This is a genomic window from Nocardia sp. NPDC005978, from assembly GCF_040614455.1.
In the GTDB taxonomy this organism is placed as follows: Bacteria; Actinomycetota; Actinomycetes; order Mycobacteriales; family Mycobacteriaceae; genus Nocardia.
This window is the reverse complement of the sequence record NZ_JBEXUS010000078.1, coordinates 1-24,348: the sequence shown is the minus strand read 5'-3', so window position 1 is coordinate 24,348 and position 24,348 is coordinate 1. Positions and strand designations below refer to the sequence as shown.

The 24,348-nt window shown below is 70.2% G+C and carries 19 protein-coding genes, 2 pseudogenes and 1 riboswitch; of the genes and pseudogenes, 8 read left to right on the top strand and 13 right to left on the bottom strand.

Annotated features, from left to right (window positions below):
- Window positions 1-26 precede the first annotated feature (26 nt).
- Both ABZ319_RS28435 and ABZ319_RS28430 read right to left on the bottom strand, forming a co-directional pair.
- Window positions 27-227 (bottom strand): annotated as a pseudogene (locus ABZ319_RS28435) (FAD-dependent oxidoreductase); the annotation flags it as partial.
- Window positions 228-494: 267 nt separating this feature from the next.
- Window positions 495-833: pseudogene (locus tag ABZ319_RS28430) on the bottom strand (FAD-dependent oxidoreductase); the annotation flags it as partial.
- Between the two features lie 158 nt (window positions 834-991).
- Here ABZ319_RS28430 and thiE point away from each other — a divergent pair.
- Window positions 992-1,696 (top strand): thiamine phosphate synthase, encoded by a 705-nt coding sequence (gene thiE / locus ABZ319_RS28425; RefSeq protein ID WP_354989561.1) that lies wholly within the window; start codon window positions 992-994, stop codon window positions 1,694-1,696.
- Between the two features lie 102 nt (window positions 1,697-1,798).
- On the opposite strand, the gene ABZ319_RS28420 is transcribed toward thiE, so the two are convergent.
- Both ABZ319_RS28420 and ABZ319_RS28415 read right to left on the bottom strand, forming a co-directional pair.
- Window positions 1,799-3,976 (bottom strand): molybdopterin-dependent oxidoreductase, encoded by a 2,178-nt coding sequence (locus ABZ319_RS28420; RefSeq protein ID WP_354989560.1) that lies wholly within the window; start codon window positions 3,974-3,976, stop codon window positions 1,799-1,801.
- A 4-nt stretch (window positions 3,977-3,980) separates the two neighbouring features.
- Window positions 3,981-4,679 carry an NUDIX domain-containing protein gene (locus tag ABZ319_RS28415; protein WP_354989559.1) on the bottom strand — a complete coding sequence of 233 codons (699 nt, stop codon included), beginning with the start codon at window positions 4,677-4,679 and terminating at the stop codon, window positions 3,981-3,983.
- A 133-nt stretch (window positions 4,680-4,812) separates the two neighbouring features.
- Here ABZ319_RS28415 and ABZ319_RS28410 point away from each other — a divergent pair, with 133 nt between their 5' ends.
- From ABZ319_RS28410 to ABZ319_RS28400, 3 genes are all read left to right on the top strand, one after another.
- Window positions 4,813-6,144: a hypothetical protein gene (locus ABZ319_RS28410; protein WP_354989558.1), complete on the top strand. Its 1,332-nt coding sequence runs from the start codon at window positions 4,813-4,815 to the stop codon at window positions 6,142-6,144.
- Between the two features lie 116 nt (window positions 6,145-6,260).
- Entirely contained in the window at window positions 6,261-7,220 is a 960-nt protein-coding gene (locus tag ABZ319_RS28405; RefSeq protein ID WP_354989576.1) for a glutamate ABC transporter substrate-binding protein, read from the top strand.
- 416 nt (window positions 7,221-7,636) lie between these two features.
- The gene (locus ABZ319_RS28400) at window positions 7,637-10,258 is read left to right on the top strand and encodes a tetratricopeptide repeat protein (protein WP_354989575.1); all 2,622 of its coding nucleotides are present in this window, start codon (window positions 7,637-7,639) and stop codon (window positions 10,256-10,258) included.
- 237 nt (window positions 10,259-10,495) lie between these two features.
- Here ABZ319_RS28400 and ABZ319_RS28395 read toward each other — a convergent pair whose 3' ends face one another.
- The 3 genes from ABZ319_RS28395 to fgd all read right to left on the bottom strand — a co-directional run bounded on the left by ABZ319_RS28395 (window position 10,496) and on the right by fgd (window position 14,971).
- Window positions 10,496-11,692 carry an acetate kinase gene (locus tag ABZ319_RS28395; protein ID WP_354989557.1) on the bottom strand — a complete coding sequence of 399 codons (1,197 nt, stop codon included), beginning with the start codon at window positions 11,690-11,692 and terminating at the stop codon, window positions 10,496-10,498.
- Window positions 11,693-11,788: 96 nt separating this feature from the next.
- Complete coding sequence (gene pta / locus ABZ319_RS28390) at window positions 11,789-13,873, bottom strand: phosphate acetyltransferase (protein ID WP_354989556.1); 2,085 nt, start codon at window positions 13,871-13,873, stop codon at window positions 11,789-11,791.
- Between the two features lie 90 nt (window positions 13,874-13,963).
- The gene (fgd, locus tag ABZ319_RS28385) at window positions 13,964-14,971 is read right to left on the bottom strand and encodes a glucose-6-phosphate dehydrogenase (coenzyme-F420) (protein WP_354989555.1); all 1,008 of its coding nucleotides are present in this window, start codon (window positions 14,969-14,971) and stop codon (window positions 13,964-13,966) included.
- A 344-nt stretch (window positions 14,972-15,315) separates the two neighbouring features.
- Here fgd and ABZ319_RS28380 point away from each other — a divergent pair, with 344 nt between their 5' ends.
- Entirely contained in the window at window positions 15,316-16,116 is an 801-nt protein-coding gene (locus ABZ319_RS28380; protein ID WP_354989554.1) for an HAD-IIA family hydrolase, read from the top strand.
- Between the two features lie 21 nt (window positions 16,117-16,137).
- On the opposite strand, the gene ABZ319_RS28375 is transcribed toward ABZ319_RS28380, so the two are convergent.
- The 5 genes from ABZ319_RS28375 to ABZ319_RS28355 form a co-directional block, all read right to left on the bottom strand.
- A complete protein-coding gene (locus ABZ319_RS28375) occupies window positions 16,138-16,602 on the bottom strand; it encodes a MarR family winged helix-turn-helix transcriptional regulator (protein WP_354989553.1) in 465 nt (154 codons plus the stop codon).
- Window positions 16,603-16,631: 29 nt separating this feature from the next.
- Window positions 16,632-17,273, bottom strand: coding sequence for a DJ-1/PfpI family protein (locus ABZ319_RS28370; RefSeq protein WP_354989552.1), 642 nt, complete (start codon window positions 17,271-17,273; stop codon window positions 16,632-16,634).
- A 167-nt stretch (window positions 17,274-17,440) separates the two neighbouring features.
- Entirely contained in the window at window positions 17,441-18,655 is a 1,215-nt protein-coding gene (locus tag ABZ319_RS28365; RefSeq protein ID WP_354989551.1) for an O-succinylhomoserine sulfhydrylase, read from the bottom strand.
- Window positions 18,652-19,074: a rhodanese-like domain-containing protein gene (locus tag ABZ319_RS28360; protein WP_354989550.1), complete on the bottom strand. Its 423-nt coding sequence runs from the start codon at window positions 19,072-19,074 to the stop codon at window positions 18,652-18,654. The genes ABZ319_RS28365 and ABZ319_RS28360 overlap by 4 nt, the downstream gene beginning before the upstream one ends.
- 15 nt (window positions 19,075-19,089) lie before the next feature.
- A riboswitch (SAM riboswitch) is annotated at window positions 19,090-19,205 on the bottom strand.
- Between the two features lie 50 nt (window positions 19,206-19,255).
- Entirely contained in the window at window positions 19,256-19,693 is a 438-nt protein-coding gene (locus tag ABZ319_RS28355; RefSeq protein ID WP_354989549.1) for a hypothetical protein, read from the bottom strand.
- A 288-nt stretch (window positions 19,694-19,981) separates the two neighbouring features.
- On the opposite strand from ABZ319_RS28355, the gene ABZ319_RS28350 reads away from it, so the two are divergent.
- Together ABZ319_RS28350 and ABZ319_RS28345 are read left to right on the top strand one after the other, a co-directional pair.
- Window positions 19,982-21,403 (top strand): FAD-dependent oxidoreductase, encoded by a 1,422-nt coding sequence (locus ABZ319_RS28350; protein ID WP_354989548.1) that lies wholly within the window; start codon window positions 19,982-19,984, stop codon window positions 21,401-21,403.
- Between the two features lie 104 nt (window positions 21,404-21,507).
- The gene (locus ABZ319_RS28345) at window positions 21,508-22,380 is read left to right on the top strand and encodes an amidohydrolase family protein (RefSeq protein ID WP_354989547.1); all 873 of its coding nucleotides are present in this window, start codon (window positions 21,508-21,510) and stop codon (window positions 22,378-22,380) included.
- Between the two features lie 78 nt (window positions 22,381-22,458).
- Here ABZ319_RS28345 and ABZ319_RS28340 read toward each other — a convergent pair whose 3' ends face one another.
- The gene (locus ABZ319_RS28340; protein WP_354989546.1) at window positions 22,459-22,941 is read right to left on the bottom strand and encodes a DUF456 domain-containing protein; all 483 of its coding nucleotides are present in this window, start codon (window positions 22,939-22,941) and stop codon (window positions 22,459-22,461) included.
- A gap of 219 nt (window positions 22,942-23,160) precedes the next feature.
- Between ABZ319_RS28340 and ABZ319_RS28335 the strand changes: the two genes are divergently transcribed.
- Complete coding sequence (locus ABZ319_RS28335; protein WP_354989545.1) at window positions 23,161-24,258, top strand: CaiB/BaiF CoA-transferase family protein; 1,098 nt, start codon at window positions 23,161-23,163, stop codon at window positions 24,256-24,258.
- The last annotated feature ends 90 nt before the right edge of the window (window positions 24,259-24,348 follow it).

Here is a 24,348-nt window from a genome sequence, read left to right as displayed (position 1 = left end):
GTGGCGGTTGCCCTGCCCCCGGCGACGGTCGTGTCACCGGCAACCGGCTCGGCCACGATGCGTTCGGTCCGGAACTCCACCCCCGCCCGCGCACACGCGCTGCGCAGGGCGGCGACCAGGGCGCGGTTGTCCACCGCGGGCTCGTCGGCGGCCAGCAGTCCGGCGCGGACCGTCCGGCCCAGCCCCGGTTCCGCCGCGCGGATTCCCGCACGATCCAGCAGGCGCAGGCGCTCGGTTCCGGGCGTGCCGATCGCGGCCGGCGCACCGTCCCGGGTCGGTGGGTTCGCTTCCGCGGATGGCCCGGGCTGCCCCGTCGTGGCGGCCGAGATCGCTCCGGGCGCGGGTCGCGGGCCGGTTCCCGAGGTGGCCGCCGACGCTGTCGCCGCTGCGGGCGAAGAAGGGATCACGTCGCCGCCGGACAACGAAACCCCTTCCGTCACAGCCGAATCGGGTGCGGCCGCGACGGTGGCGTCCGGGAAGCCGGGCAGCTCGTGCGCGTTGACCCAGTCGGCGACGGTGCGCAGGTCGGCGGCGTCTGCGCTGTCCAGGGCCACGGTCAGGGTTTCGCGGGCGGTGAAGAGTTCGATGCCGGTGACCGCGGTCAGGCGGGCGGCGAAGGCGGGCCAGCGGGCCAGGGAGGCCGCGCCGAACTCCAGGGCCGCGTCCTCACCGGGCCAGCCCTCGGACAGGGGTGCGAGCATGCCGCCCGCGACCCAGGACGCCCCGGCGCCGATCGCGGGATCGAACAGCGTGACCGTCCAGCCCGATTCGGCGGCCCGCCATGCGATCGAGAGACCGATCACACCGCCGCCGACGACGGCCAGAGTCCGCATCCGCTTCCACCTCACCAATGCCCGGGGAACAGCCCCGGGGCCTGCACTGACAGCGAACACGAGCGCTCAGGTCGCGTTCTTCGAACGACCGCATCACGCATCAGACGCGGCTGCGTTTCGTTTCGCCCCACCAAGGTATCGCGACTAGCGTCGAGCCCGTGCAACCCTCCCACCCGAACAGGCCCGCATCGCCGCGGGAACGCCTGGCCGCGGCCCGGCTGTACCTGTGCACCGACGCCCGTCGGGAGCACGGTGACCTGGCCGCCTTCGCCGAAGCCGCGCTCGCAGGCGGCGTCGACATCATTCAGCTCCGGGACAAGGGTTCGCCGGGCGAGCAACAGTTCGGCTCGCTCGAGGCCAAGGCCGAACTCGGGGCCCTGGCCGAACTGAAGGCCGCCGCCCGCAGACACGGGGCGCTGGTCGCCGTCAACGACCGCGCCGACATCGCCCTCGCCGCGGGCGCCGACGTCCTGCACCTGGGCCAGGGCGACCTACCGCCCTGGTACGCCCGCCGCATCCTGGGCCCGGACGTGGTCATCGGCCGCTCCACGCACAATCGCGCGCAGGCCGGACTGGCCGCGATCGACGAGCACATCGACTACTTCTGCACCGGCCCGGTCTTCGCCACCCCGACCAAACCCGGCCGCCAGGCCGCCGGCATAGATCTGGTGCGCTCGACGGCCGATTCCCACACGAGACGCCCGTGGTTCGCCATCGGCGGCATCGACGACGAACGCCTGCCCGAGGTCCTGAACGCCGGTGCGACCCGAATAGTGGTGGTACGCGCGATCACTCACGCCCGCGACCCCGAGGCCGCCGCCCGCGCCCTGAAGCAGCGCGTCCTGGACAACACCGGCTACTGAGCGCCCGAGACCAGGACGGCACACGACTCCGAGCTGACAACGGACGCCAACGACCGCTCCCGTCGCGTCAGTGCACTCGACAGCGCTCCGGGCGATCGCCGGTCAGGGCACCGAGTCCAGGCGGATCGGGACGCCGTTCAGGTGCGACATCCCGGCCAGGCGTTCGACATCCGGGAGGGCGCTGGACATCAGGTCGTTCACGTTCGCGCCGCCCGCGGCATTGGCGCGCTGCCAGCCTCCGCGGTGACCCCAGCCGTGCGGGATGGCCACCGTGCCCTCGGTCATGTCCTCGGTACAGCGGGCGACGAGCTCGATCGAGCCGTGCGGCGAGGTGACCCGGCAGCGGTCGCCGTCGGAAATCCCGGCCACCGCCGCGTCTTTGGGGTTCACCCGGGCCGCGTGCTCGCGATCACCGCGCATGAGCGGTTCCACGTTGTGCATCCAGGAGTTGTGCGACTTGATCTCGCGCAGGCCGATCACGCGCAGCGGAAAGGCCGGATCGACCGGCTCCGGGGTGAGCTCGGTCAGCTCGGCGCGAATCTCCGGCGGCGCGAGATGCACCCGCCGATCCCGGTGCCGGACCACGTGCCCGAGCACGCCGGTGGTGATGTGGTCGGCCAGCACCACCCCGTGCGGATGACGGCGCAGCATCTTCAGGCTCAACCCGTTGCGGCGCAGGCCGAATCGATCGCCGTAGGGCCCGACGCGCAGGGCCAGATCCACCAGCAGCCGCGGCGTCGGGCGGGCCGAAGCGCCGCCCGGCAGCCGACGCCGCAGCGCACTCCACAGGCGGCCGGTGGCCTCGGGCCCGATGACGAAGGGCTGCACCCCGATTCGGGTGGCTATGTCGTCGATGATGCGCCATTCCTCGCGGGCCTCGCCGTCCGGTTCCAGCACCCGCTCGGTGTACTGCGTGTACGGCGTCGGCGCGAGGGCGGTGAAGGGCAGCGGAATGTCGTCGCGTTCCAGGAAGGTCGTCGCGGGCAGGATGTAATCGGCGGTGCGATTGGTCTCGTTGACGTACAGGTCGATCGATACGAAGAGGTCGAGATGCGGTAGGGCGTCGGCCAATTCGCGGCCGTTGGGCAGCGAGGACACCGGATTGCCCGCGGAGGTGAACAGCGCCCGCAGCTGCCCCGGCCCCGGCGTGGTGATCTCCTTGGCCATGATGGCGGCGGGGAAGGTGCCGAGCACATCCGGGAAATCGCCGATCCGCGACCGCGATTTGCCGTACCTGATCAGTCCGAGCCGGGCGTTGAGCTCGGACACCGCCACCAGCTCGCGGCCGAACACCGAACCGCCTGGCACGTCGAGATTGCCGGTGACCAGCGCCAGCGCGTCGATGAGGAAGGCCACCAGGGTCGCGTGCCGTCCCAGGCAGGTGCCGGTGCGCCCGTAGACGGCGGCGGTGGTGGCCCCGGCCAGGTCCCGGGCCAGCGTCCGCACCCGATCCGGGTCCAGGCCGGTGATCGCGGCGGTCGATTCGGGGGTGAAGCGGGCCACCGCATCCCGCAGTTCGGCGACCTGGGCGGCCTGTTTCCGCAGCGCGCGCTCGTCCGCCAGGCCCTCCGCGAAGATGACCTGCAGCAGGGCCGCCAGCAGCCAGGCATCGCTGTCCGGGCGCACCCCGACGTGTTCGAAGAGCCGGGCGGTCTCGGTCCGGCGCGGATCCACGACCACCACGCGCCCACCGCGTTTGGTGATGGCGGTGAGCCGGTCCCGGATGCGCGGAGCGCTCATGGCGGAGCCGTGCGAGACGAGCGGATTCGCGCCGAGCATGAGCAGGAAGTCGGTGCGATCCAGATCCGGCACCGGCACCGTGGTGAGCGAGCCGTAAAGCAGATGGCTCGCGACGAAGCGGTTGTTGATGTCCTGGGAGCCCGCCGAATACACGTGCCGCAGCCCGGCGGCCAACTGAAAGCCGACCAGCCACAGCGTATGCGAGTAGGAGAACGAGGACGGATTGCCGAAATACCAACCGAGGCTTTCACGCCCGTGCTCGCCGATGACGGCGCGCAGCCGACCGCCGATGTCCTCCAGGGCCGCGTCCCAGCTCACCCGTTCGAAGCCGTTCTCGGTGCGGCGCAGGGGATATCGCACCCGATCCGGATCGTTCTGCACCTCGGTGAACGCGATCCCCTTGGGACAGGCGTTGCCGCGCGAGAGCGGGTGCTCCTTGTCCGCGCGCAGCCGCACCAGCTTTCCGTCCTCGACGGTGGCGATCAGGCCGCAGAGCGGCTCGCAGATCCGGCAGTAGGTAGGAACCTCGCGCGTGCTCACGCCCTCAAGACAACACCTGCGCGAGAGTGAGGAACAACACATTTCCGGCCAGATCGGCTGCGGCCGCCGGGCCGGACGCGGGCTCGGCGGCCCCGATCCGGGCGGTGCGCGCCGCACCGTCGCCACCGTGCCCGTTGCCGCCGGGCAGCAACCACAGGAAACCGCCGTCGGCCAGGTCCAGGGTCCGGGGCAGGGCCGCGGCCACCGCGCCGGGATCGTCCACCCCGTCCAGGCTCACCTGGGTCGGGATCGCCCGCAGCGCCGGCCACGCGGCCGCGAACCCCGGGTGCAGCAGGCGCGCCTCGACCTGGTCCTCCGGGATCCACGCCAGTTCGCGACTCTCGATATTGCCGCGCAGCTTCAATCGCTGCGCGCTGTCGGCGACGACCGTCGTATAGGTCCAGCCGCTGGGGGCGGTCGAGGTCACCCGGGACCCGCGCACCCGGATCGCGCCCGCGGTGATGCCCGCTTCCTCCTCGGCCTCACGGACCGCGGCGTGCACACTGGTCTCGTGACTGTCCCGAGCTCCGCCGGGCAGCGCCCAGGTGCCGCCCTGATGACTCCACGCCGCGCGATGCTGCAACAGCACCGCCGATCCGCCGTCGGCGAGCGGGGCGCGCAGCAACAGTCCAGCGGCGCCGAAACGACCCCAGTGGCGGGTGCCATCGGGGCTCTTCGACCAACCGTCGCCGTCACCACGCATACGTCAAATCCCATCGTCGGTCCCCGTCGCGCACGCCGCCGGGTCTTCCCGCGTCACGGCACGGGTACATCCACAATAAGCTCATCCGACAGCAAGTAGTCGTTCGTACGAATTCGGTCAGTGGGAGGTGAGCATGGCTCGCACCGAGCAGCTACGGCTCGACGAGCTGTCCCCGCGCGCCGCGGCCGCCGCCGTACGGAAACGATTCGCCGCCACCGAGTTGCGGTTCTTCGTCCGGTCCTCGCCCGCCAAACTGCTCGCCGTCGGGTTGCTGCTGCTCGGTTTGTGCGTGGCGGCGGGCGCGGTCACCGCGACCGCGGTGACCGACCGGCAACACGCACTGGACGTGCTGCTCGACGAATCCGAAATAGACGCGAATTCCGCGCAGCGGCTCTACACCTCGCTCTCGGTCGCCGACGCCTCGGCCGGCACCGCCTTCATCTCCGGCGGGCTCGAACCCAAACCGGTGCGCGACCGCTACAACCAGGCCCTGGGCGAGGCGGCCGCGGAATTGGTGACGCAGTCCAATCGCAGTGGGGACGACGCGGATTCGTACCTGCGCACCGGGATCGCGACCGGGCTGCCGGTGTACAGCGGGCTCGTCGAGACCGCGCGCGCCAACAATCGCAGTGAGCTGCCCGTCGGCGCGGCGTACCTGAGCGAGGCGTCCAATCTCATGCAGGCGACGCTGCTGCCGATGGCCGCCGAACTGCAGGCGCATCGCGCCGCCGCCATCACCTCCACCCAGCGCAGTCACGTGCGCCCGCCCTGGCCGGCCATCGTGCTGCCGCTGCTGGTGGTCGCCGCCCTGCTGGCCGCGCAGTGGTTCCTGTTCCGGCACTGGCGCCGGGTGCTCAACCCCGGATTGCTGCTGGCCACGACGACCATGGTCGCGCTGCTGTCCTGGACGGTCGTCGCGGGCGTGTTCTCCGCGGTGGCGACCACGCATTCGCGCGACGACGGCAGTGTGCCGACCGCGGCGCTCACCCAGAGCCGCATCCTGGCCCAGCAGGCGCGCACCGCCGAGACCCTGAAACTGGTGCGCCGCGACGCGGGCACCGAATACGACCGCACCTACGACGCCGCCATCACCCGGTTGAGCTCGATTCTGTCCGGCTACGCCGACGACCGGCCCGGCGCGGCGCAGGTGCGGACCGCGAACGACGCCCTGGGTCGCTGGCGCGCCGCACACCAGCGCATGAACGAGGCCCTGTCCAAGGGCGATTTCATCGGGGCGGGCGCGGTGGCCACCGGACCGGGCACGAACGACGCGGCGGCCCAGGTGGACGCGCTGGACCGGGCCCTGGCCGACGGAATCGGTGATGCCCGGGACACGCTGCGGGACAACACCTCCCAGGCAGCCCGCGCCCTGGACCTGCTCGGCCCCGGCGCGCTGGTGCTGAGCACCGCGGCCGCCGTCTTCGTGGCGGCGGGTCTGTGGCCGCGACTACGGGAGTACCGATGAGCCGACTGAGCCGAAGACGACTATCCCGGAACGAGATTCCCGGCTCGGGGCCGGACACGCACCCGCCCGTGCTCGCCGGACCTCCCGCCACCCCCAAGCCGCGGACGGTGGCGACCATGGTGGCCGCGGCGGCCGCGGTGACGCTCGTCGCCGGGTGCGGATCGGACTCCGCTCCCCCGCCGCAGAGCACCCGCGTGCCCAGCTACGTGGAGCCGCCGCTGCCCTCGGGCGCCATTGCCGCGCAGACGCATTCGGCGCTGCCGCCGGTCAACGAGACCTGCGCCGACCCGACCGCGAGCCTGCGCCCGTCCTTCGCCAAGGACGGCGCCAACGTCAGCGCCATCCGGGCCCGCGGCCGGCTGCTGGTCGGGCTCGATCCGGGCAGCAATCTGTTCAGCTTCCGCGATCCGACGACCGGCGCGCTGGACGGCTTCGACGTCGACATCGCCCGGGAACTGGCCCGCGATCTGCTCGGTGATCCCGAGCTCATCGAGTACCGCATCCTCGGCTCGGCCGACCGCGAACGCGCGCTGCAGGAGCGCACCGTCGACGTCGTGGTCAAGACCATGACCATCACCTGCGACCGCGCCGAGCACGTGTCGTTCTCCACCTCGTACCTGCAGGCGCACCAGCGCGTGCTCACCGCCAAGACCTCCGGCATCTCCGGCCTCGGCGATCTGGCGGGCAAGCGGGTGTGCGTCGTGCGCGGCACCACGTCGCTGGACCGCATCCGGCGCGAACAGCCCGCCGCCTCGATCCTGACCGTACCCAGCTGGGCGGACTGCCTGGTCGTGCTGCAGCAGCGCCAGGTGGACGCCATCAGCACCGACGACACGCTCCTGGCCGGGCTCGCGGTCCAGGATCCGATCACCCACGTGGTCGGCCCCGACCTGAGCACCGAGCAGTACGGCATCGGCATGCCCAAGGGCGCGGACGATCTGGTCCGCCACGTCAACGCGACCCTGGAACGCATTCGCTCCGACGGCACCTGGAACCGCGTCTACGAACGCTGGCTGGCGTCCCCCCTCGGCGACGCCGCGGTCCCCCCGCCACCCCGCTACCGGGACAACGCATGAACGGCACCGAACCCCACACCCCCGACCCCGCCGAGCACGAGACCGCGGCCGCCCCCGAAACCCACCGCTCCGAGGACCCCGGTCCCGCAACCCAATTCACCGAGCGCACGAACGAGGCGCCGGACACCGGTGGCACGCCGGTGTCCGATCCCGCCTCCGCCGGGCCGGCGATACAGGCGCCCCCGCGCACAACGCAACGCCCCGGGCACGACGCACCGCTCCCGGCCACGCGGGCAACCCAACGATCCTCGGACAGCGAACCCGACGCGGTAACACCGCCCAACCACGAAACCGGCTCTGCACAAGACGATTCCGCCCCGACCTCCGGCGGCGCAAAGGGAGAGACGACCCCGGGCACAGCGGAACGACAGGAGCCGCACGCACCTGGCCCGGCCACCCGGGCGACCCAGCGATCCATGGACAACGAGGCCGAGGCAGTGTCACCGCCGAACCAGCAAGACGTGACCGCGCGGGACGATTCCGCATCGGCCTCCGGTGGCCCGGCAACACAGGCCACCCCGCGCGGGGCTGAGCTGCCGGACGGGGACGCAGCCGGTCCTGCCACCGGGGCAGAACAGCGACTCGCGGACGGCGAAACCGAAGCGGCAGTACCGAACCGGGGTGGGGCGGCCGCGGCGGGCGACGCCGCTCCCGCAGCCGGTGGACCGGCGACCCGGGCCACCACGCGCGCGGCGGAGCTTCCGGACCTGAACGTATCCGGCCCCGCCGCCGAGAACGCTCCGCCCGGGGGCGGGCTGCCGGGATTCCGGTGGCCCGCCGAGGGCGAGGGCGCGGACTCCGGGGGCGGCGAGAACACCGGGCGGGGAACGGCTCCGGACAGCGGGGGGCGGTCCGAGGGGGAGGCGCGGACACCTACCCGGCCGTCGCAGCGCACCGCGCGGCTGGCGCGGCCGCGGCCGCTGGTGCGGCGGCTGGGGGCGGGACTGGTGCCCATCCCGGCGGTGGAGCCGGTCGAGCCCGAGCAGGCGGTGCTGGCCGATCCGGTCGTGTCGCAGGGCCGCCGATTCTGCTGGCGCTGCGGGAAACCCGTGGGCCGGGCGATGGCCGGGCAGCCGGCGAAGACCGCGGGCACCTGTGACACCTGCGGCGCCGCTTACGATTTCCGGCCGTCGCTGTACCCGGGCGATCGGGTGGCCGGGCAGTACGAGATCCAGGGCTGTATCGCGCACGGCGGGCTGGGCTGGATCTACCTGGCCATCGACCGCAACGTGAGCGACCGGTGGGTGGTGCTCAAGGGCCTGCTGCACTCCGGCGACGCCGAGGCGCAGGCGGTCGCGCTGGCCGAACGGCAGTTCCTGGCCGAGGTGGCGCACCCCAGCATCGTCAAGATCCACAACTTCGTGGAGCACCCCGGACCGGACGGCTCCCCCGTCGGCTACATCGTCATGGAATACGTCGGCGGGCATTCGCTGCGCGATTTGCTCGACCAGTACAGGCGCCCGCAGCGCATGCCGATCGCCGAGGCCATCGCCTACGTGCTGGAAGTCCTGCCGGCCCTGGACTACCTGCATTCGGTGGGCCTGGCCTACAACGACCTCAAACCGGACAACGTCATGATCACCAGCGACCGGGTGGAACTCATCGACCTGGGCGCGGTCGCGCAGTTCGAGGCGTACGGAAACCTGTACGGCACCAGGGGTTTCCAAGCCCCGGAGATCGCCCGCACCGGACCGACCGTGGCCTCGGACATCTACACCGTCGGCCGCACCCTGGCGGTGCTGACCCTCGATCTGCCGATGGAGAAGGGCGCCTACGTCGAGGGCATTCCCGAGCCCGAGTCCCAGCCGGTGCTCGCCCGGCACGAGTTCTTCCACCGGCTGCTGCTGCGCGCCACCGATCCCGACCCGGATCGGCGCTTCGGCACCGCGCGGCTGCTGAGCAGTCAGCTCATGGGGGTGCTGCGCGAGATCCTGGCGCTGGAGACCGGGAACGAACACCCGCAGCTGTCCACGCTGTTCAGCCCCCCGCGTACCAGCTTCGGCACCGCGGAGGTCATCGCCCAGACCGACGGCATCATCGACGGCGTCCACCGCGACACCCTGCTGCGCCCGCGCGAGGTGATGGCCGCGCTGCCCGTCCCGATCATCGATCCGGCCGACCCGTCCGCGCCGCTGCTGGCCGGTGCGGCGCACCCCGAACCCCGGCATGCCCTGGACGAACTCCGCCACGCCCGCCAGCGCGCGGCGGCCGAACCCGGCGGCGCGCCCGCCACTTTCGACCTGGAGGTCACCCTCGCCGAAGCCCGGGCCCACCTCGACCTGGACGAGCCCGCGGCCGCCCGGGTACTGGTGGACCGGCTCGGGGCCGAAACGCAGGAGCCCGGCGACTGGCGGGTGGACTGGTACCTGGGCATGACCGAACTGCTGGAACAGGAGTACGAACGCGCCTTCGAGCACTTCGACGCCGTCCTGCAGGCCCTGCCCGGTGAGATCGCGCCCAAACTCGCGCTCGCCGCCACCGCGGAACTCGTTCTCCAGCACTGGGATTCCCCCGATCCCGAGGAATGGCGGGCCTACGCGGAGAACTACTACGCCACCGTCTGGCGAACCGATCGCGGGGTGGTCAGCGCGGCGTTCGGCCTGGCGCGGCAGCTGGCCGCCGCCGATGACGTCGCCGGCGCGGTGCGCGCCCTGGACGAGGTGCCCCCGGCCTCCCGGCACTACTTCGAGGCCCGCATGACGGCCGTGCACATGCTGCTGACCAGCGCGCCGGTCGCCGACCTCGAGGAGTCCACCCTGCACGTGGCCGCCGCCCGGGTCAAAGCGCTGCCGACGGGCGAGAGCCGCACCGCGCAGTTGCGCGTCATCGTGCTCGGCACGGCGCTGGGCTGGTTGCAGGCGGGCCGCACGCCGCGCACCGCGGAGGCCACCCTGCTGGGCGCGCCGTTCGGCGAACGAGAACTGCGGCGCGGCATCGAGATCGGCCTGCGCGGACTGGCCCGGTCGGCGCCCGGCCGCGGCCACCGCTACGCGCTGGTGGATCTGGCCAACGCGGTGCGCGCGAAGTCCTGGTTCTGACGAACAGGTAATGGCGCGGGCACTGTTCGCCTGCCCACGCCATTACCGGCTCGTTGACCGGATACCCGTACGGCGCACCGCGGTGGACCCCGGGGGCAGCCGGGGTCCGGCGGGACCGACGAGGGCGGGTCCCTGCCGCGGGGGTGCTACACGGAATCCGGGGGACCGGCTGACGCCGGCCCGGGACCTACTGTGCCAGAGCGATTGCGAGCAATTGGTGAAGGGGGTTCACCACACTCATCCGACCAGGTCGGCGGCCGCCCGGGCGATGGCGAGTTCTTCGTTGGTCGGCACCACGAGCACGGCCGTCTCCGCGCCCGCGGGCGAGATGTAGCGGGCCGAGCGGTCTTTCGCCGCATTGCGCTCGGGATCGACCGCGATGCCGAACCGCTCCAGACCGGCCAGCGCGGCGGCGCGCACCGCGGGGGCGTTCTCCCCCACCCCGGCGGTGAAGGTGATGGCGTCCACCCGGCCCAGCTCGACCAGGTAGGCGCCGATGTAGCGGCGCAGCCGGTGGATGTAGACCTCGAACGCGAGTCGCGCTGCGGCGTCCCCGGATTCGATGAGGCCGCCCAGCTCCCGGAAGTCGTTGACGCCGGACAGGCCCTTGAGCCCGGACTGCCGATTCAGCAGCGCGTCCACGTCGTCCACGTCCATGCCCGCGGTGCGGATCAGGTGAAAGATGATGCCGGGGTCCAGATCACCCGAGCGGGTGCCCATGACCAGACCCTCCAGCGGGGTCAGGCCCATGGTGGTGTCCACGGCCCGGCCGCCCCGGATCGCCGAGGCCGAGGCCCCGTTACCCAGGTGCAGCACAATCTGATTCAGCTCGCCGGGCTCCCGGCCCAGGAACTCGGCGACCCGGCCGGAGACGTATTCGTGCGAGGTGCCGTGGAAACCGTAGCGCCGCACCCCGTGCGCGGCGGCGACCTTCGCGTCGATGGCGTAGGTCTTGGCCGCCGGGGGCAGACCGTGGAAGAAGGCCGTGTCGAACACCGCGACCTGCGGGACGTCGGGCAGCAGGGCGCGCGCGCTCTCGATGCCGACCACGTTGGCCGGATTGTGCAGCGGGGCAAGGGCGGACAGCTCGGTGATGGCCGCGACGACGTCGTCCGTGACGAGCGTCGGCTCGTAGAAGACCTCGCCGCCGTGCACCACGCGGTGCCCGACCGCGCCCAGCCCCTCGTCGGCCAGATCATGCCCGCTCTCGGCGAACAGGCCGAAGACCAGGCGCAGCCCGGCGGCGTGATCCGGGACTTCGCCGTCGTGCTCGAAAGTCCGGCCGTCGCTGCGGTGTTCGATCGTCGGCGACCCCTCGGCCACCGGCTCACCGATCCGCTGCACCATGCCGGAGGCGATCACCTCGGCCGAGGCCGCGTCCAGCAGTTGGTACTTGATGGACGAGGACCCGGAATTGATCACCAGAACCTTCACAGCGACTCCCTCTCGACCGGCTCCCGCACAACTGTTTCCCGTATGTCCCGCACAACCGTTCCCCGCGTGAGTTTCTTCCGCGCTATCCGCCGGGTCCTACGACGCGGATTCCTGCTGCGCCTGAATGGCGGTGATCGCAACGGTATTGACGATGTCGGCGACCAGCGCGCCGCGCGAGAGGTCGTTGACCGGCTTGCGCAGACCCTGCAGCACCGGGCCGATCGCCACCGCGCCCGCGCTGCGCTGCACGGCCTTGTAGGTGTTGTTGCCGGTGTTGAGGTCCGGGAAGATGAAGACCGTGGCCTGCCCGGCCACCGCGGAATCGGGCAGCTTGGTGCGCGCCACGGTCGGCTCGATCGCGGCGTCGTACTGAATCGGGCCCTCCACCAGCAGTTCCGGGGCCCGCTGCTGCACGAGCTTGGTGCCCTCGCGCACCTTCTCCACATCGGCGCCCGAACCGGATTCGCCGGTCGAGTAGGACAGCATCGCGATCCGCGGATCGATGCCGAACTGGGCGGCGGTGCGCGCGGAGGAGATGGCGATGTCGGCCAGCTGATCGGCGGTCGGATCCGGCACCACGGCGCAGTCGCCGTAGGCCAGCACCCGGTCGGCCAGGCACATCAGGAACACGCTCGACACCGTGGAGACGCCGGGCGTGGTCTTGATGATCTCGAAGGAGGGGCGGATGGTGTGCGCGGTGGTGTGCGCCGCGCCGGACACCATGCCGTCGGCGACCCCCATGTGCACCATCATGGTGCCGAAATACGAGATGTCGCCCATGGTTTCGCGGGCGCGGTCGACCGTCATGCCCTTGTGGGCGCGCAGGCGCGCGTATTCCTCGGCGAACTCGTCGCGCAGCGGGCAGGTGCGCGGGTCCAGCACCTCGGCGGCCTCGATGTCCACGCCGAGTTCCGCGGCCCGGCCGCGCACGGCGGCCTCGTCACCCAGGATGGTGAGATCGGCGATCTTGCGCTGGAGCACCCGCCCGGCGGCCCGCAGGATGCGATCGTCGTCGCCCTCGGGCAGCACGATGCGCTTGCGGTCGTTGCGCGCGCGCTCGATGAGCTGGTACTCGAACATCTGCGGGGTGACGATGTTGGGGATGGGAATCTCGATCTGCCGCAGCAGTTCCCGGCCGTCGACCCGCTCCTCCATGAGCGCCAGCGCGGTGTCCACCTTGCGGATGCTGGACAGCGAGACCCGCCCGCGGGTGTGCACCGCGGCCTTGGCCGTCTCGAAGGTGCCCAGATCGGTGGCCAGGATCGGCAGTCTGGGCTTGAGGCCGCGCATCAGCCGGGCCACCGACTCCGGCGGCTTCATGCCGCCGTTCATGATGATTCCCGCCAGCGACGGGAAACCTTCCGCCTCATGGGCGTTCACCATCGCCAGCAGCACGTCCGAACGGTCGCCGGGGGTGATGACCGCGACGCCTTCGCTGAGCCGCTCCAGAATGTGCTCGATGGTCATGCCGCCGATGATCACGTCCAGGGCTTCGCGGTGCAGCAGTTCCGGGTCGCCGCTGTAGATCTCGCCGCCGATGGCCGCGCACAGCTCCTCCATGGTGGGGGCCTGCAGCAGCGGCACCTCCGGCAGGGTCCAGGACGGCACGGCGCACGCCTTGCGCAGCGCCTCGGTGTCGGCCTCGAGTTGCTCGGGCGCACAGCGATTGGCCACCACGGCCACCAATTTGGCGTGCTCGGAAACGAGTTCGGTGCGGCACAGCTCCACCAGCTGGGCCAGTTCGGCCGGCGTGCGGCCCAGCCCGCGCACCACCAGCAGCACCGGTGCGCCGAGGTTCACCGCGATGCGGGCGTTGAAGCGCAGTTCGCTGGGGCTGGCGACGTCGGTGTAGTCGCTGCCCAGGATGAGCACGGCGTCGCACTGTTTGGTCATGGCGTGATAGCGCATGACGATCTCGCTGATGGCCGCGTCCGGGTCGGCGTGCACCTGCTCGTAGGTGACGCCGATGGACTGCTCGTAGTCGTCATCGGCGGTGGAGTGCTCGAGCAGCAGTTCGAGGATGTAGTCGCGCTCGGTGGCCGAGCGGGTGATGGGCCGGAACACCCCGACCCTGGGTGTGGTGGCGGCCATCGCCTGCAGCACGCCGAGCGCCACCGTCGACTTGCCGGTGTCGCCCTCGGGCGACGCGATGTACACACTGGAGACCGGTGCAGCAGCCATGATCCAGAGCCTACCGACCGTTAAGTCCCGATTCGGGCGACTATGGCACGCAGGTGTCGCGTGCCACAGCCCGAACGGCCGCGCGAACGATCAGAGCGCGCGCAGGCGCGGCGCCAGATCGCGCTGGAACAGATCCAGGAATCGCCGCTGATCGTGACCCGGCGCGTGGAACACCAGGTGGTTCAGGCCCGCGTCCAGGTACGGCTTGATCAGCTCGACGGCCTCGTCCGGATCGCTGGCCACGATCCAGCGCTTGGCGATCTGCTCGATCGGCAGCGCGTCGGCAGCGGCCTCCATCTCGATGGGATCGGTGATGGAGTGCTTCTGCTCCGCGGTCAGCGAGAGCGGGGCCCAGAAGCGCGTATTCTCCAGCGCCAGTGCGGGATCGGTGTCGTAGGAGATCTTGATCTCGATCATCCGGTCGATGTCCTCGACCGTGCGCCCGGCCTTGGCCGCGCCCTCGGCCACCGCGGGCATCAGCTTCTCGGTGTACAGGTCCATGCCCTTGCCCGAGGTGCAGATGAAACCGTCGCCGGCGCGACCCGCGTACCGGGCCACCAGCGGGCCGCCCGCCGCGATGTAGACCGGGATGCCGCCCTTGGGCACGTCGTAGATCGACGCCCCGACGGTCCGGTAGTACTCGCCGTCGAAGTCGACGCGATCACCCGTCCACAGCGCGCGCATGAGATCCACCGACTCGCGCAGGCGCGCGAACCGCTCCTTGAACTCCGGCCATTCGCCCTGATACCCGGTGGCGATCTCGTTGAGCGCCTCGCCGCTGCCGACCCCGAGCATGATCCGCTCGGGGTACAGGCAGCCCATGGTCGCGAACGCCTGCGCGATGACCGCCGGGTTGTAGCGGAAGGTCGGGGTCAGCACCGAGGTGCCGAGCTGAATGCGCTTGGTGCGCTCGCCCACCGCGGCCATCCAGGCCAGGGAGAAGGGCGCGTGCCCGCCGTTGTGCCGCCAGGGCTGGAAATGATCGCTGACGGTGGCGCTGTCGAGGCCGTGCTCCTCGGCCGCCACCGCGATCTCCACCAGTTCCCGCGGGCCGAATTGTTCCGCCGACGCCTTGTATCCGAGTTTGAGGTCTGTCACCGCGCCACTCCTGTCGCCTTGTTGCGCTCGTTGTGCGGGCCAACCTCCCGCTGCCGGCCGCCCAGGACGCGACGTTGTCGTCGCGCCGGGCGGCTTACCTTCGCACGATAGTTCCGCCCCGGGCCCCGGTGTGCCGGGGGTCGCACCCGAGTGCTGCAACCGGCGCGGTCAGCGACCGTATTCCGGCTGCCGCACCTGGCGATTCGCCGTCGGCGACAGGTCCGGCCGTCGCTCCCGCGCCGCGGGCTGCCGAAATATCGCACGGTCGGCGGCAAGAGTGAAGAACGAGACAAAACCGGCCGCGCACGGGCGCAGCTACGCGGGGGCAAATTAGACTCGGGTCCGTGACCTCCACCGAAGAGCCGATCCTGTCCTATCTCACCGATATGGACGGCGTGCTGGTGCACGAGAACCACATGGTGCCCGGCGCCGACGAGTTCCTGGCCGAGTTGCGCGCCAACGAGATTCCGTTCCTGGTGCTCACCAACAACTCCATCTACACCGCCCGCGATCTGCAGGCCCGCCTCCGGCACACCGGCCTGGAGATCCCCATCGAGTCCATCTGGACCTCGGCGCTGGCGACCGCGACCTTCCTCAACGACCAGCGACCCAACGGAACCGCCTATGTCGTGGGCGAATCCGGGCTCACGACCGCACTGCACGAGATCGGCTACGTGCTGACCGACAGCGAGCCGGACTACGTGGTGCTCGGCGAGACCCGCACGTACTCGTTCGAGGCCATCACCACCGCCATCCGGCTGATATCGGCGGGCGCGCGCTTCATCGCCACCAACCCCGACGCCACCGGCCCCTCGCGGGAGGGCATCCTGCCCGCCACCGGGTCGGTCGCCGCGCTGATCACCCGGGCCACCGGCAAAGAGCCGTACTACGTGGGCAAACCCAATCCGCTGATGATGCGCTCGGCGCTGCGCCGCATCGACGCGCACTCGCAGTCCACGCTCATGATCGGCGACCGGATGGACACCGACATCATCTCCGGGCTGGAAGCCGGACTGCGCACGATCCTGGTGACCACGGGCATCTCCACCCACTCGACGGTGGAGCAGTACCCCTACCGGCCCACCGCGATCCTGCACTCGGTCGCCGATCTGATCGGTAAGACCAAGGCGCCCTTCGACGCCTGAGGGTCGGCCGCCGGGCGGCGCCTAGCTCGGCGCGGGGGGCTGCTCGGCTTCGAGAGCGTCCAACGCCGCGGAGAGCGTGGTGAGCGCGTCGACGATCTCGGCGAAGCGCTCGGGACCCAACCGCGCGCCCAGTCGCGCCGAGATGTCCGCGTGCTGCGGGTGAATCCGGCGCACCGCCTCCCGGCCGGCATCGGTGGCGGCCACGAGTTTGGCGCGCCGGTGCAACGGATTCGGCCGATACTCGGCGAAACCCTTGTCCACCAGCAGATCCGCTATGCGCTGCACGCTCTGGCGCGTGATGCCCATCGCCCGCGCGATGCCGGCCACCGGCAGCGGCTCGCGCAACACCGCGCCGAGCACCTGCCACCAGGCGGCGGTGAGCCCGGCCGGCCCGGCCAATTCCTCTGCGATGGCGAGGAATTGGCCGTTGAGCTTGAACGAGGTGATGGCCGCCGTACTGAACAGTTCCTGTTCGGGGCTCGTCATTGCTGTTCCCGTCGTGCGGAGGGTCTCCCCTAGGTGGTGGCGGCCGCCGCGCGGCTCTGTTCGTAGTCGGCCAGCGCGAAGAAGCCGGCCGGATCATTGTGGCCGTAGAGCCGATGCCAGGCGTCGAGCACGTGCGGTTCGAAGAGGTCGAGCCGCGCGAAGATGGCGTGCGCGAAGTCGACCGGGGTGATGCCGCTGGCGGTGATGAGATCGGCGTCGATGACCGCGGGCTCGTAGACGAAGCCCTTGCCGCCCGAATACTCGGTCATGGCAAGGTATTCCGCCGCGTTGCTGGTGTGCTTGCGCTCGTCGAGCAGCCCCTCGACCGCCATGCCCCAGGTCGCGCCGCAGATGGCCGCGACCGGAACCCCCGACGCCAGGAACTCGCGCGCCGTGCGACCGAAGGCGGCCAGATCGCCGCGCTCCCAGGTCTCCGAACCGGGCAGGATCAGCATTTCGCTCATCGCCGGGGTCAGGTCGGCCAGCGTCAGGTCGGGCGTGACGCGCAGCCCGCCCATCGAGACCACCGGATCGGCGGTGAGCCCGACGGTGCGGACCTGCCAGGCGCCGGGCTCGCGGTGCCACAGCGTGCGGTTGATATGCGCGGTGACGTGCCCGACCTCCCAATCGGCGAAGGTGTCGTAAACGGCCAGGTGCACTGTCTTTGTCATGACAGTATCCTGTCATGTTTGACAGTATGCTGTCAATACTTGAGGCGTGAATCGCCGCAACCTGCGGAAACATCCCACTGGAACGGCGAAGGGGCCGGAACCCTGACGGTTCCGGCCCCTTCGGCCCGACTGTTCGAGCGGATCGGCTCGTGGCTTTCGCCGGCGGATCAGCCCAGCGCGCGATCCAGATCCGCGATCAGATCCTCGACGTCCTCCAGGCCGATCGAGATGCGCACCACGCCATCGGTGATGCCGATGGCCGCGCGTCCCTCCGGGCCCATGGCCCGGTGCGTGGTGGTCGCCGGATGCGTGATCAGCGTCTTGGCGTCGCCGAGGTTGTTCGAGATGTCGATGATCCGCAGCCCGTTCAGCACCTCGAACGCACGCTTCTTGGCCGCCTCCGGCGCCGCCTTCAGCTCGAAGGTCACCACCGTTCCGCCGCCGGACATCTGCGCCTGCGCCAGGTCGTACTGCGGATGCGACTTCAGGAACGGGTACTTCACCCAGGCCACCGCCGGATGCTGTTCCAGGAACTCCGCGATGCGCAGCGCCGAGTCGTTGGACTGGCGCACCCGCAGCGGCATGGTCTCCAGACCCTTGAGCAGCGTCCAGGCGTTGAACGGGCTCAGCGCCGGACCCGTATGGCGCATAAGGTTTTTCACCGGGCCGTCGATGTACTCGTGCGAGCCCAGGATCGCGCCGCCGAGCACCCGGCCCTGACCGTCGATGTGCTTGGTGCCGGAGTAGACCAGCACGTCCGCGCCGAGCTCGAACCCGCGCTGCAGCAGCGGGGTCGCGAACACGTTGTCCAGCACCACCTTCGCGCCCGCGGCGTGCGCCAGATCCACCACCGCGCGCACGTCCACCAGGGACTGCATCGGGTTGGACGGGGTCTCGAAGAACACGGCCTGGGTCGGCACCGAGAGCGCCTCGGTCCACTGGTCCAGATCCTCGCCGTCGACGAAGACGGTCTCCACGCCCCAGCGCGGCAGGATCTCGTTGGCCACGACGAAGCAGGAGCCGAACAGGCTGCGCGCGGCGACCAGGCGGTCACCGTTGCCCAGCAGCGCGGCCAGGGCGGTGAAGACCGCGGACATGCCGCTGGCGGTCGCGAAAGCCGCTTCGGCGCCGTCGATCAGGGCCAGCCTGTCCTCGAACATGGCGACCGTGGGATTGCCGTAGCGCGAGTACACGAAGTGCTCGATATCGCCGGTGAAGGACGCCTCGGCGGCCTCGGCGCTCTCGTAGACGAAGCCCGAGGACAGGTACAGCGCCTCGGAGGTCTCCTCGAAACCCGAGCGCCGCAGCCCGCCGCGCACACTGAGCGTGGCCGGGCCGACGCCCTCGGGCAGCGGCTTGTCGAACGCGCCACCGGTGATCATGACTGCCTCCACGGAAGTCCGTCCGCGCGCCAGCCCTCGACGCCGCGGTGTCCCTGCGCGTCGAGCGCGCCCTCGAAACCCTCGAGCACATTGAACGAAGGAGCCAGCCCGAGCGCGGTCGCCGCGGTGGCCGCCCCGATGGAGCGCTGCCCGGAGCGACAGATGAAGATCACCGGCGCGTCCGAGTCCGCGGCCCGATCGGCCAGCACCTCGCGGAGCTGATCGACGAACCGGGCATTGCGCGCGCCGCTGGTGTCGACCCATTCGATCAACGCCGTCGGGCGGCCGATGCCGCTGGTGTCGGGCACGCCCACGAAACGCCATTCGGCTTCGGTGCGCACATCCACCAGCACCGCATCCGGGTTGTCGCGCAACAGTTCCCACGCCTGCGTCGGCGTGATGTCACCCGCGTAGCTCACTTCGAACCTCCTGTGAATCCGCACTTGCCGCACCGTTGCCCGATGCGCGGCCAGGTCGTCACCCGGAGCACCCCACCGCGGAGGAGGGTTGCCGACCAGCCAGCCGGGGCTTGGCGCTGGTACTCATGACCTGGGTTGAGATTGACCGACATGTGGCCTCACTGTCAAACCATGATCCAGGTCAGGAATTGCACACCAGCCAGGCGCCGTCGTTCTTGGTGAAAGTCCAGGTCGAGGTGGAATCGCGGTCGTCCGAGCGCCAGGTCACCTGGGCCGTGGCGCGCTCACCCTCGATATTGGTGTCGGTCACCCGCACAATCGTGGATTTTCCGGCCTTTTCGCCCTCGGCCGGACGCATCGGGGAGCGCTGTTCGTCGAAGCCGGGGCACGCGGTCGACGGATCGAGGACGTCGGTGCCGCTGCGGGATTCGATGAAATTTCGGGCGGCGATGCCCAGCCGGTCCTTGTCTGTGACATTCTTCTCAGCCGGCGACAGCAGCGCCGACGCCACGATGCCGATCACCACCAGAACCGTGATGCCGATGGCGATCAGGAACGGCAGCATGGTTCTGGACTCGCGCTGATCGATGCGTTCGGGCTGGTCCTCGTCCTCGCTCATGACTTGATCATGCCTGGTCGAGACGGGTGTCCCGGCGGCGACACCGGCCCGCGCGCGGGGAGAGCATTCCCACAGTTCACCGCACCGGCGCGGGGAGTGGCGGCCGCCACCGATAGAATCGGCGCAATTCCCCCGCGAGGCCGGGAATGGCAGTACAGAGCAGCAACGCTGCAGCTTCGGGGGCCGTAGGGTGGTTCACTCGAAGCCAGGGCGTCAACTTAGCCTAAGCTAAGAACGACGGCTGAGACTTGACGGCAAGATAGTTTTCGACCAAAGGGTGCGCGAAGAATGACCGAACAGCTTGCGGGAACCGATGCAGCGACCCGCCCGCTTCGCATTGCGATCGTGGGCGCGGGCCCGGCCGGAATCTACGCCGCCGACGCGCTGATGAAGTCCGATACCCCCGCCGGTTTCGACGGGGTGAGCATCGACCTGTACGAGCGCATGCCCGCGCCGTTCGGTCTGATCCGCTACGGCGTCGCGCCCGATCATCCGCGCATCAAGGGCATCATCACCGCCCTGCACAAGGTCCTGGACAAGCCGCAGGTCCGCCTGCTCGGCAACATCGACTACGGCGTCGACATCACCCTGGAAGACCTGCGCTCGTTCTACGACGCGGTCATCTTCTCCACCGGCGCCAACGCCGACCGCGCGCTCGAGATCCCGGGCATCGACCTGGACGGCAGCTTCGGCGCGGCCGACTTCGTCTCCTGGTACGACGGCCACCCGGACGTGCCCCGCGAATGGCCGCTGCACGCGGAGAAGGTCGCGGTCCTGGGCGTCGGCAACGTCGCCCTCGACGTCGCGCGCGTGCTCGCCAAGACCGGCGACGAACTGCTGCCGACCGAGATCCCGCCGAACGTCTACGACGGCCTCAAGGAGAACAAGGCCGTGGAGGTGCACGTCTTCGGGCGTCGCGGTCCCGCGCAGGCCAAGTTCACCCCGCTCGAGCTGCGCGAGCTGGACCACTCCCCGACCATCGAGGTCATCGTCGATCCCGAGGACATCGACTACGACGAGGGTTCCGAAGCCGCTCGCCGCCACTCCAAGCAGGTCGACATGATCTGCAACACCCTCGAGCAGTGGGCCATCCGCGACGTCGGCAACCGCCCGCACAAGCTCTTCCTGCACTTCTTCGAGAACCCGGCCGAGATCCTGGGCGACGCCGACGGCAAGGTCGTGGGCCTGCGCACCGAGCGCACCGCCCTGGACGGCACCGGCAACGTCAAGGGCACCGGCGAGTTCAAGGACTTCGACGTCACCGCGATCTACCGCGCCGTCGGGTACCTGTCGCAGAACATCCCCTCGCTGCCCTTCGACGAGCAGGCCGGCACCGTACCCAACGAGGCCGGTCGCGTGCTCGGCAACGAGGACGCCGACGGCGCCGAGCGCTACGTGCCGCAGACCTACGTCACCGGCTGGATCAAGCGCGGCCCGGTCGGCCTCATCGGCCACACCAAGGGCGACGCCAACGAGACCATCGCCTGCCTGCTCGACGATGTCGCGAACTTCGTCCCGGCCCCCAAGCCGGAACTGGACGCGGTCACCGAGTTCCTCGAGGGCAAGGGCATCCCCTTCACCACCTGGGCCGGCTGGTACCGCCTCGACGCGCACGAGCGCGCCCTGGGCGAGCCCGAGGGCCGCGAGCGCGTGAAGGTCGTCGAGCGCGAGGACATGCTGCGCGCCAGCGAGCCGGACAAGGTTTCCTGATCCACCGCTTCCCGGACGCAGTTTCCTGACCGCCTGACCTGGCCGAATCCGCCAGGTGGACAAGGTCTTACGCACTTGTCACCTTCTCGAGGCATGCTGATCAAGTGTTCGATGCCCATGTCCACATCATCGATCCGCGGTTCCCGCTGATCGAGAACGAAGGCTACCTACCCGACCCCTACACCATCACCGACTATCGGCGGCGCATGTCGCGCTACGACATCGACGGTGGTGCGGTGGTCAGCGGGTCCTTCCAGGGCACCGATCAGAGCTATCTCCGGGCCGCCCTCGCCGAACTGGGCGAGGGCTGGGTCGGGGTGACCAACCTCGACGTGGACGCCACCGACGCGGAAATCGTGGATCTGGACCGCGCGGGGGTGCGGGCGCTGCGGTTCAACCTCAAGCGCGCGGGCGGGGACATCGTCGGGCTCACCATGCTCGCGCTGCGCGCCTTCGATCTGGTCGGCTGGCACGTGGAGCTGTACATCGACGGCTCCATGCTCGGCTCGCTGGAACCGGTCATCACCAAACTGCCCAGGCTGTCGATCGACCACATGGGCATGTCCGACGAATGCCTGCCGTATCTGCTGAACCTGGTCGATCGTGGCGCCAAGGTGAAAGCGTCCGGCTTCGGGCGGGTGTCGATGGACGTGCCCTCGGCGCTGCGCAAGATCCACGCGGTCAGCCCCGAGGCGCTGATGTTCGGCTCCGATCTGCCGGGCGCGCGGGCCGGGCGGCCGTTCCGCAACACCGATATCGACCTCATCGCCGAGACCGTCGGCGGCGATCTGCACCGGGTGCTCGAGGACAACGCGCGCGCCTTCTACCGGCTGCCGGTCAAGACGCGGCCGCTCGAGGATCCGGCCCCGACCCGGCCGCTGCACGGACCCGACGCGCCGACGCTGCGGCTGCATCGCTCCCAGCTGCCGAAACCGCCGGCGCAGGACACGATTCCGTTCCGCCGGATCGAGCGCTGACCGAATTCGGCGCTCGCACCGGCGGATTCGACCGGACAGCTGCGGCCGCATCGGTCCGACGGCTTCCGACCGGCTCGGTCAGACCGCGACGGCGGCGACCACCCAGATGCCCGCCGCGAGCAGCGCGCCGAACAGCTCCACCAGCATCGAGAGCCCGACGCCCTTGAGCGCGTGCACCGTCGACTGCCAGGCCGGCTGTTGCACGCGCAGCCGCTGCAGCTCCGAAACGTAGACGCCGACAACGAATCCCAGGAACAGCCCGATCACCGGCACCACGAAGAAACCGATGATGCCGAGCACCGCGCCCAGGATCAGCGAACGGCTCGGCACCCCGGCCTCGCGCAGCTTCGCACCCGGCCAGGTGTACTTGATGATGCCGCTGATGACGAGAAACGTTGTGCAGACCGCGAATACGGTCCAGGCGGTGGCCCCGCCGGTCATGACGGCCCAGACCAGGATCGCGGCCAGGATGAGAATCACCCCGGGCAGGATCGGCACGATGACCCCCAGCAGGCCGATCAGAATCGCGAGGCCGACCAGCACCTCACCCATTGCGCTCAACTTACGGTCCTCCAGGCTCGTGGTTACCCGCATTGTCGCCCAGCACGGGCGTCCCTGTCCGGGCAAAGTCGGCGAAGTAACCGGACGACCTGGGCGAATAGCCGCGGGGCCGAATTGTGGCGGCACTCACCACGGGAGCCCGCGCGGCTATTGTCATACTGTCAACACGTGCGGCCAGAGCCGGCTCGCACAGGGATCGACGATGAACCGAGGTAGGGCGTGAGCACACCATCCACCGCCAAGCAGGGCCCGCTCGCGGGTGTCCGCGTAGTCGAATTGGCCGGTATCGGCCCGGGCCCGCACGCGGCGCTGCTGCTGGCCGACCTCGGCGCGGATGTGGTGCGGGTGCAGCGCCCGAACCAGCTGCCCGGCCAGATGGAGCGCCCGCAGTGGCGCGGCCGGACCATCGTGGAGGCGAACCTCAAGGATCCGGCGCACATCGAGCAGGTGCTCGGCCTCATCGAGAAGGCCGACGTGCTCATCGAGGGCTTCCGGCCCGGCGTCACCGAGCGCATGGGCCTGGGCCCGGACGCCGCGCTCGAACGCAATCCGCGCCTGGTGTACGGCCGCATGACCGGCTGGGGTCAGTACGGCCCGATGGCCGACCGCGCCGGGCACGACATCAACTACATCTCGCTGACCGGCGTGCTCAACGCCATCGGCCGCAAGGGCGAGCGCCCGGTGCCGCCGCTCAACATGGTGGGCGACTTCGGCGGCGGTTCGATGTTCCTGGTGTTCGGCATCCTGGCCGCGCTGGTGGAACGGCAGAACTCGGGTAAGGGCCAGGTCATCGACTCCGCGATGATCGACGGCTCGCTCGCGCTCTCGCACATGATCTGGGGCATGAAGGGCATGGGCCTGTGGTCGGACGAGCGGGGCACCAACCTGCTCGACACCGGCATGGCCTTCTACGACACCTACGAGACCTCCGACGGCAAGTACATGGCGGTCGGCTGTATCGAGCCGCAGTTCTACGCGGAACTGCTGAAGGGCCTGGAGATCGACCCCGAGGGCCTGCCCTATCAGATCGATCCGAACGGCCAGGACCAGCTGCGCAAGCTGTTCACCGACAAGTTCAAGACCAAGACCCGCGACGAGTGGTGGGCGATCTTCGAGCACACCGACGCCTGCACCACCCCGGTGCTCACCTTCACCGAGGCCGAGCAGAACCCGCACATCCAGGCCCGCACCGGCCTGATCGAGATCGAGGGCGTGGTGCAGCACGCGCCCGCCCCGCGCTTCTCGCGCACCCCGGCGGGCACCCCGACCCCGCCGCCGACCACGGGCACCCCGATCGACAGCGTCTGGGCGGAGTGATGATGCTCCCGCGGGCCTGATCGGCCCCGCGTGAAACGCCGAGCGGCGGGCGGCCCGCCGAGGCTGCGCCTCAACTTTAACGGAACCGAG

Excerpts from the sequence above, each read along its gene's own strand:
- ABZ319_RS28415 (WP_354989559.1), bottom strand. The coding sequence starts at position 4,679 with ATGCGTGGTGACGGCGACGGTTGGTCGAAGAGCCCCGATGGCACCCGC.
- ABZ319_RS28410 (WP_354989558.1), top strand. The coding sequence starts at position 4,813 with ATGGCTCGCACCGAGCAGCTACGGCTCGACGAGCTGTCCCCGCGCGCC.
- ABZ319_RS28405 (WP_354989576.1), top strand. The coding sequence starts at position 6,261 with ATGGTGGCCGCGGCGGCCGCGGTGACGCTCGTCGCCGGGTGCGGATCG.
- ABZ319_RS28400 (WP_354989575.1), top strand. The coding sequence starts at position 7,637 with ATGGACAACGAGGCCGAGGCAGTGTCACCGCCGAACCAGCAAGACGTG.
- pta (WP_354989556.1), bottom strand. The coding sequence starts at position 13,873 with ATGGCTGCTGCACCGGTCTCCAGTGTGTACATCGCGTCGCCCGAGGGC.
- ABZ319_RS28375 (WP_354989553.1), bottom strand. The coding sequence starts at position 16,602 with ATGACGAGCCCCGAACAGGAACTGTTCAGTACGGCGGCCATCACCTCG.
- ABZ319_RS28370 (WP_354989552.1), bottom strand. The coding sequence starts at position 17,273 with ATGACAAAGACAGTGCACCTGGCCGTTTACGACACCTTCGCCGATTGG.
- ABZ319_RS28365 (WP_354989551.1), bottom strand. The coding sequence starts at position 18,655 with ATGATCACCGGTGGCGCGTTCGACAAGCCGCTGCCCGAGGGCGTCGGC.
- ABZ319_RS28355 (WP_354989549.1), bottom strand. The coding sequence starts at position 19,693 with ATGAGCGAGGACGAGGACCAGCCCGAACGCATCGATCAGCGCGAGTCC.
- ABZ319_RS28350 (WP_354989548.1), top strand. The coding sequence starts at position 19,982 with ATGACCGAACAGCTTGCGGGAACCGATGCAGCGACCCGCCCGCTTCGC.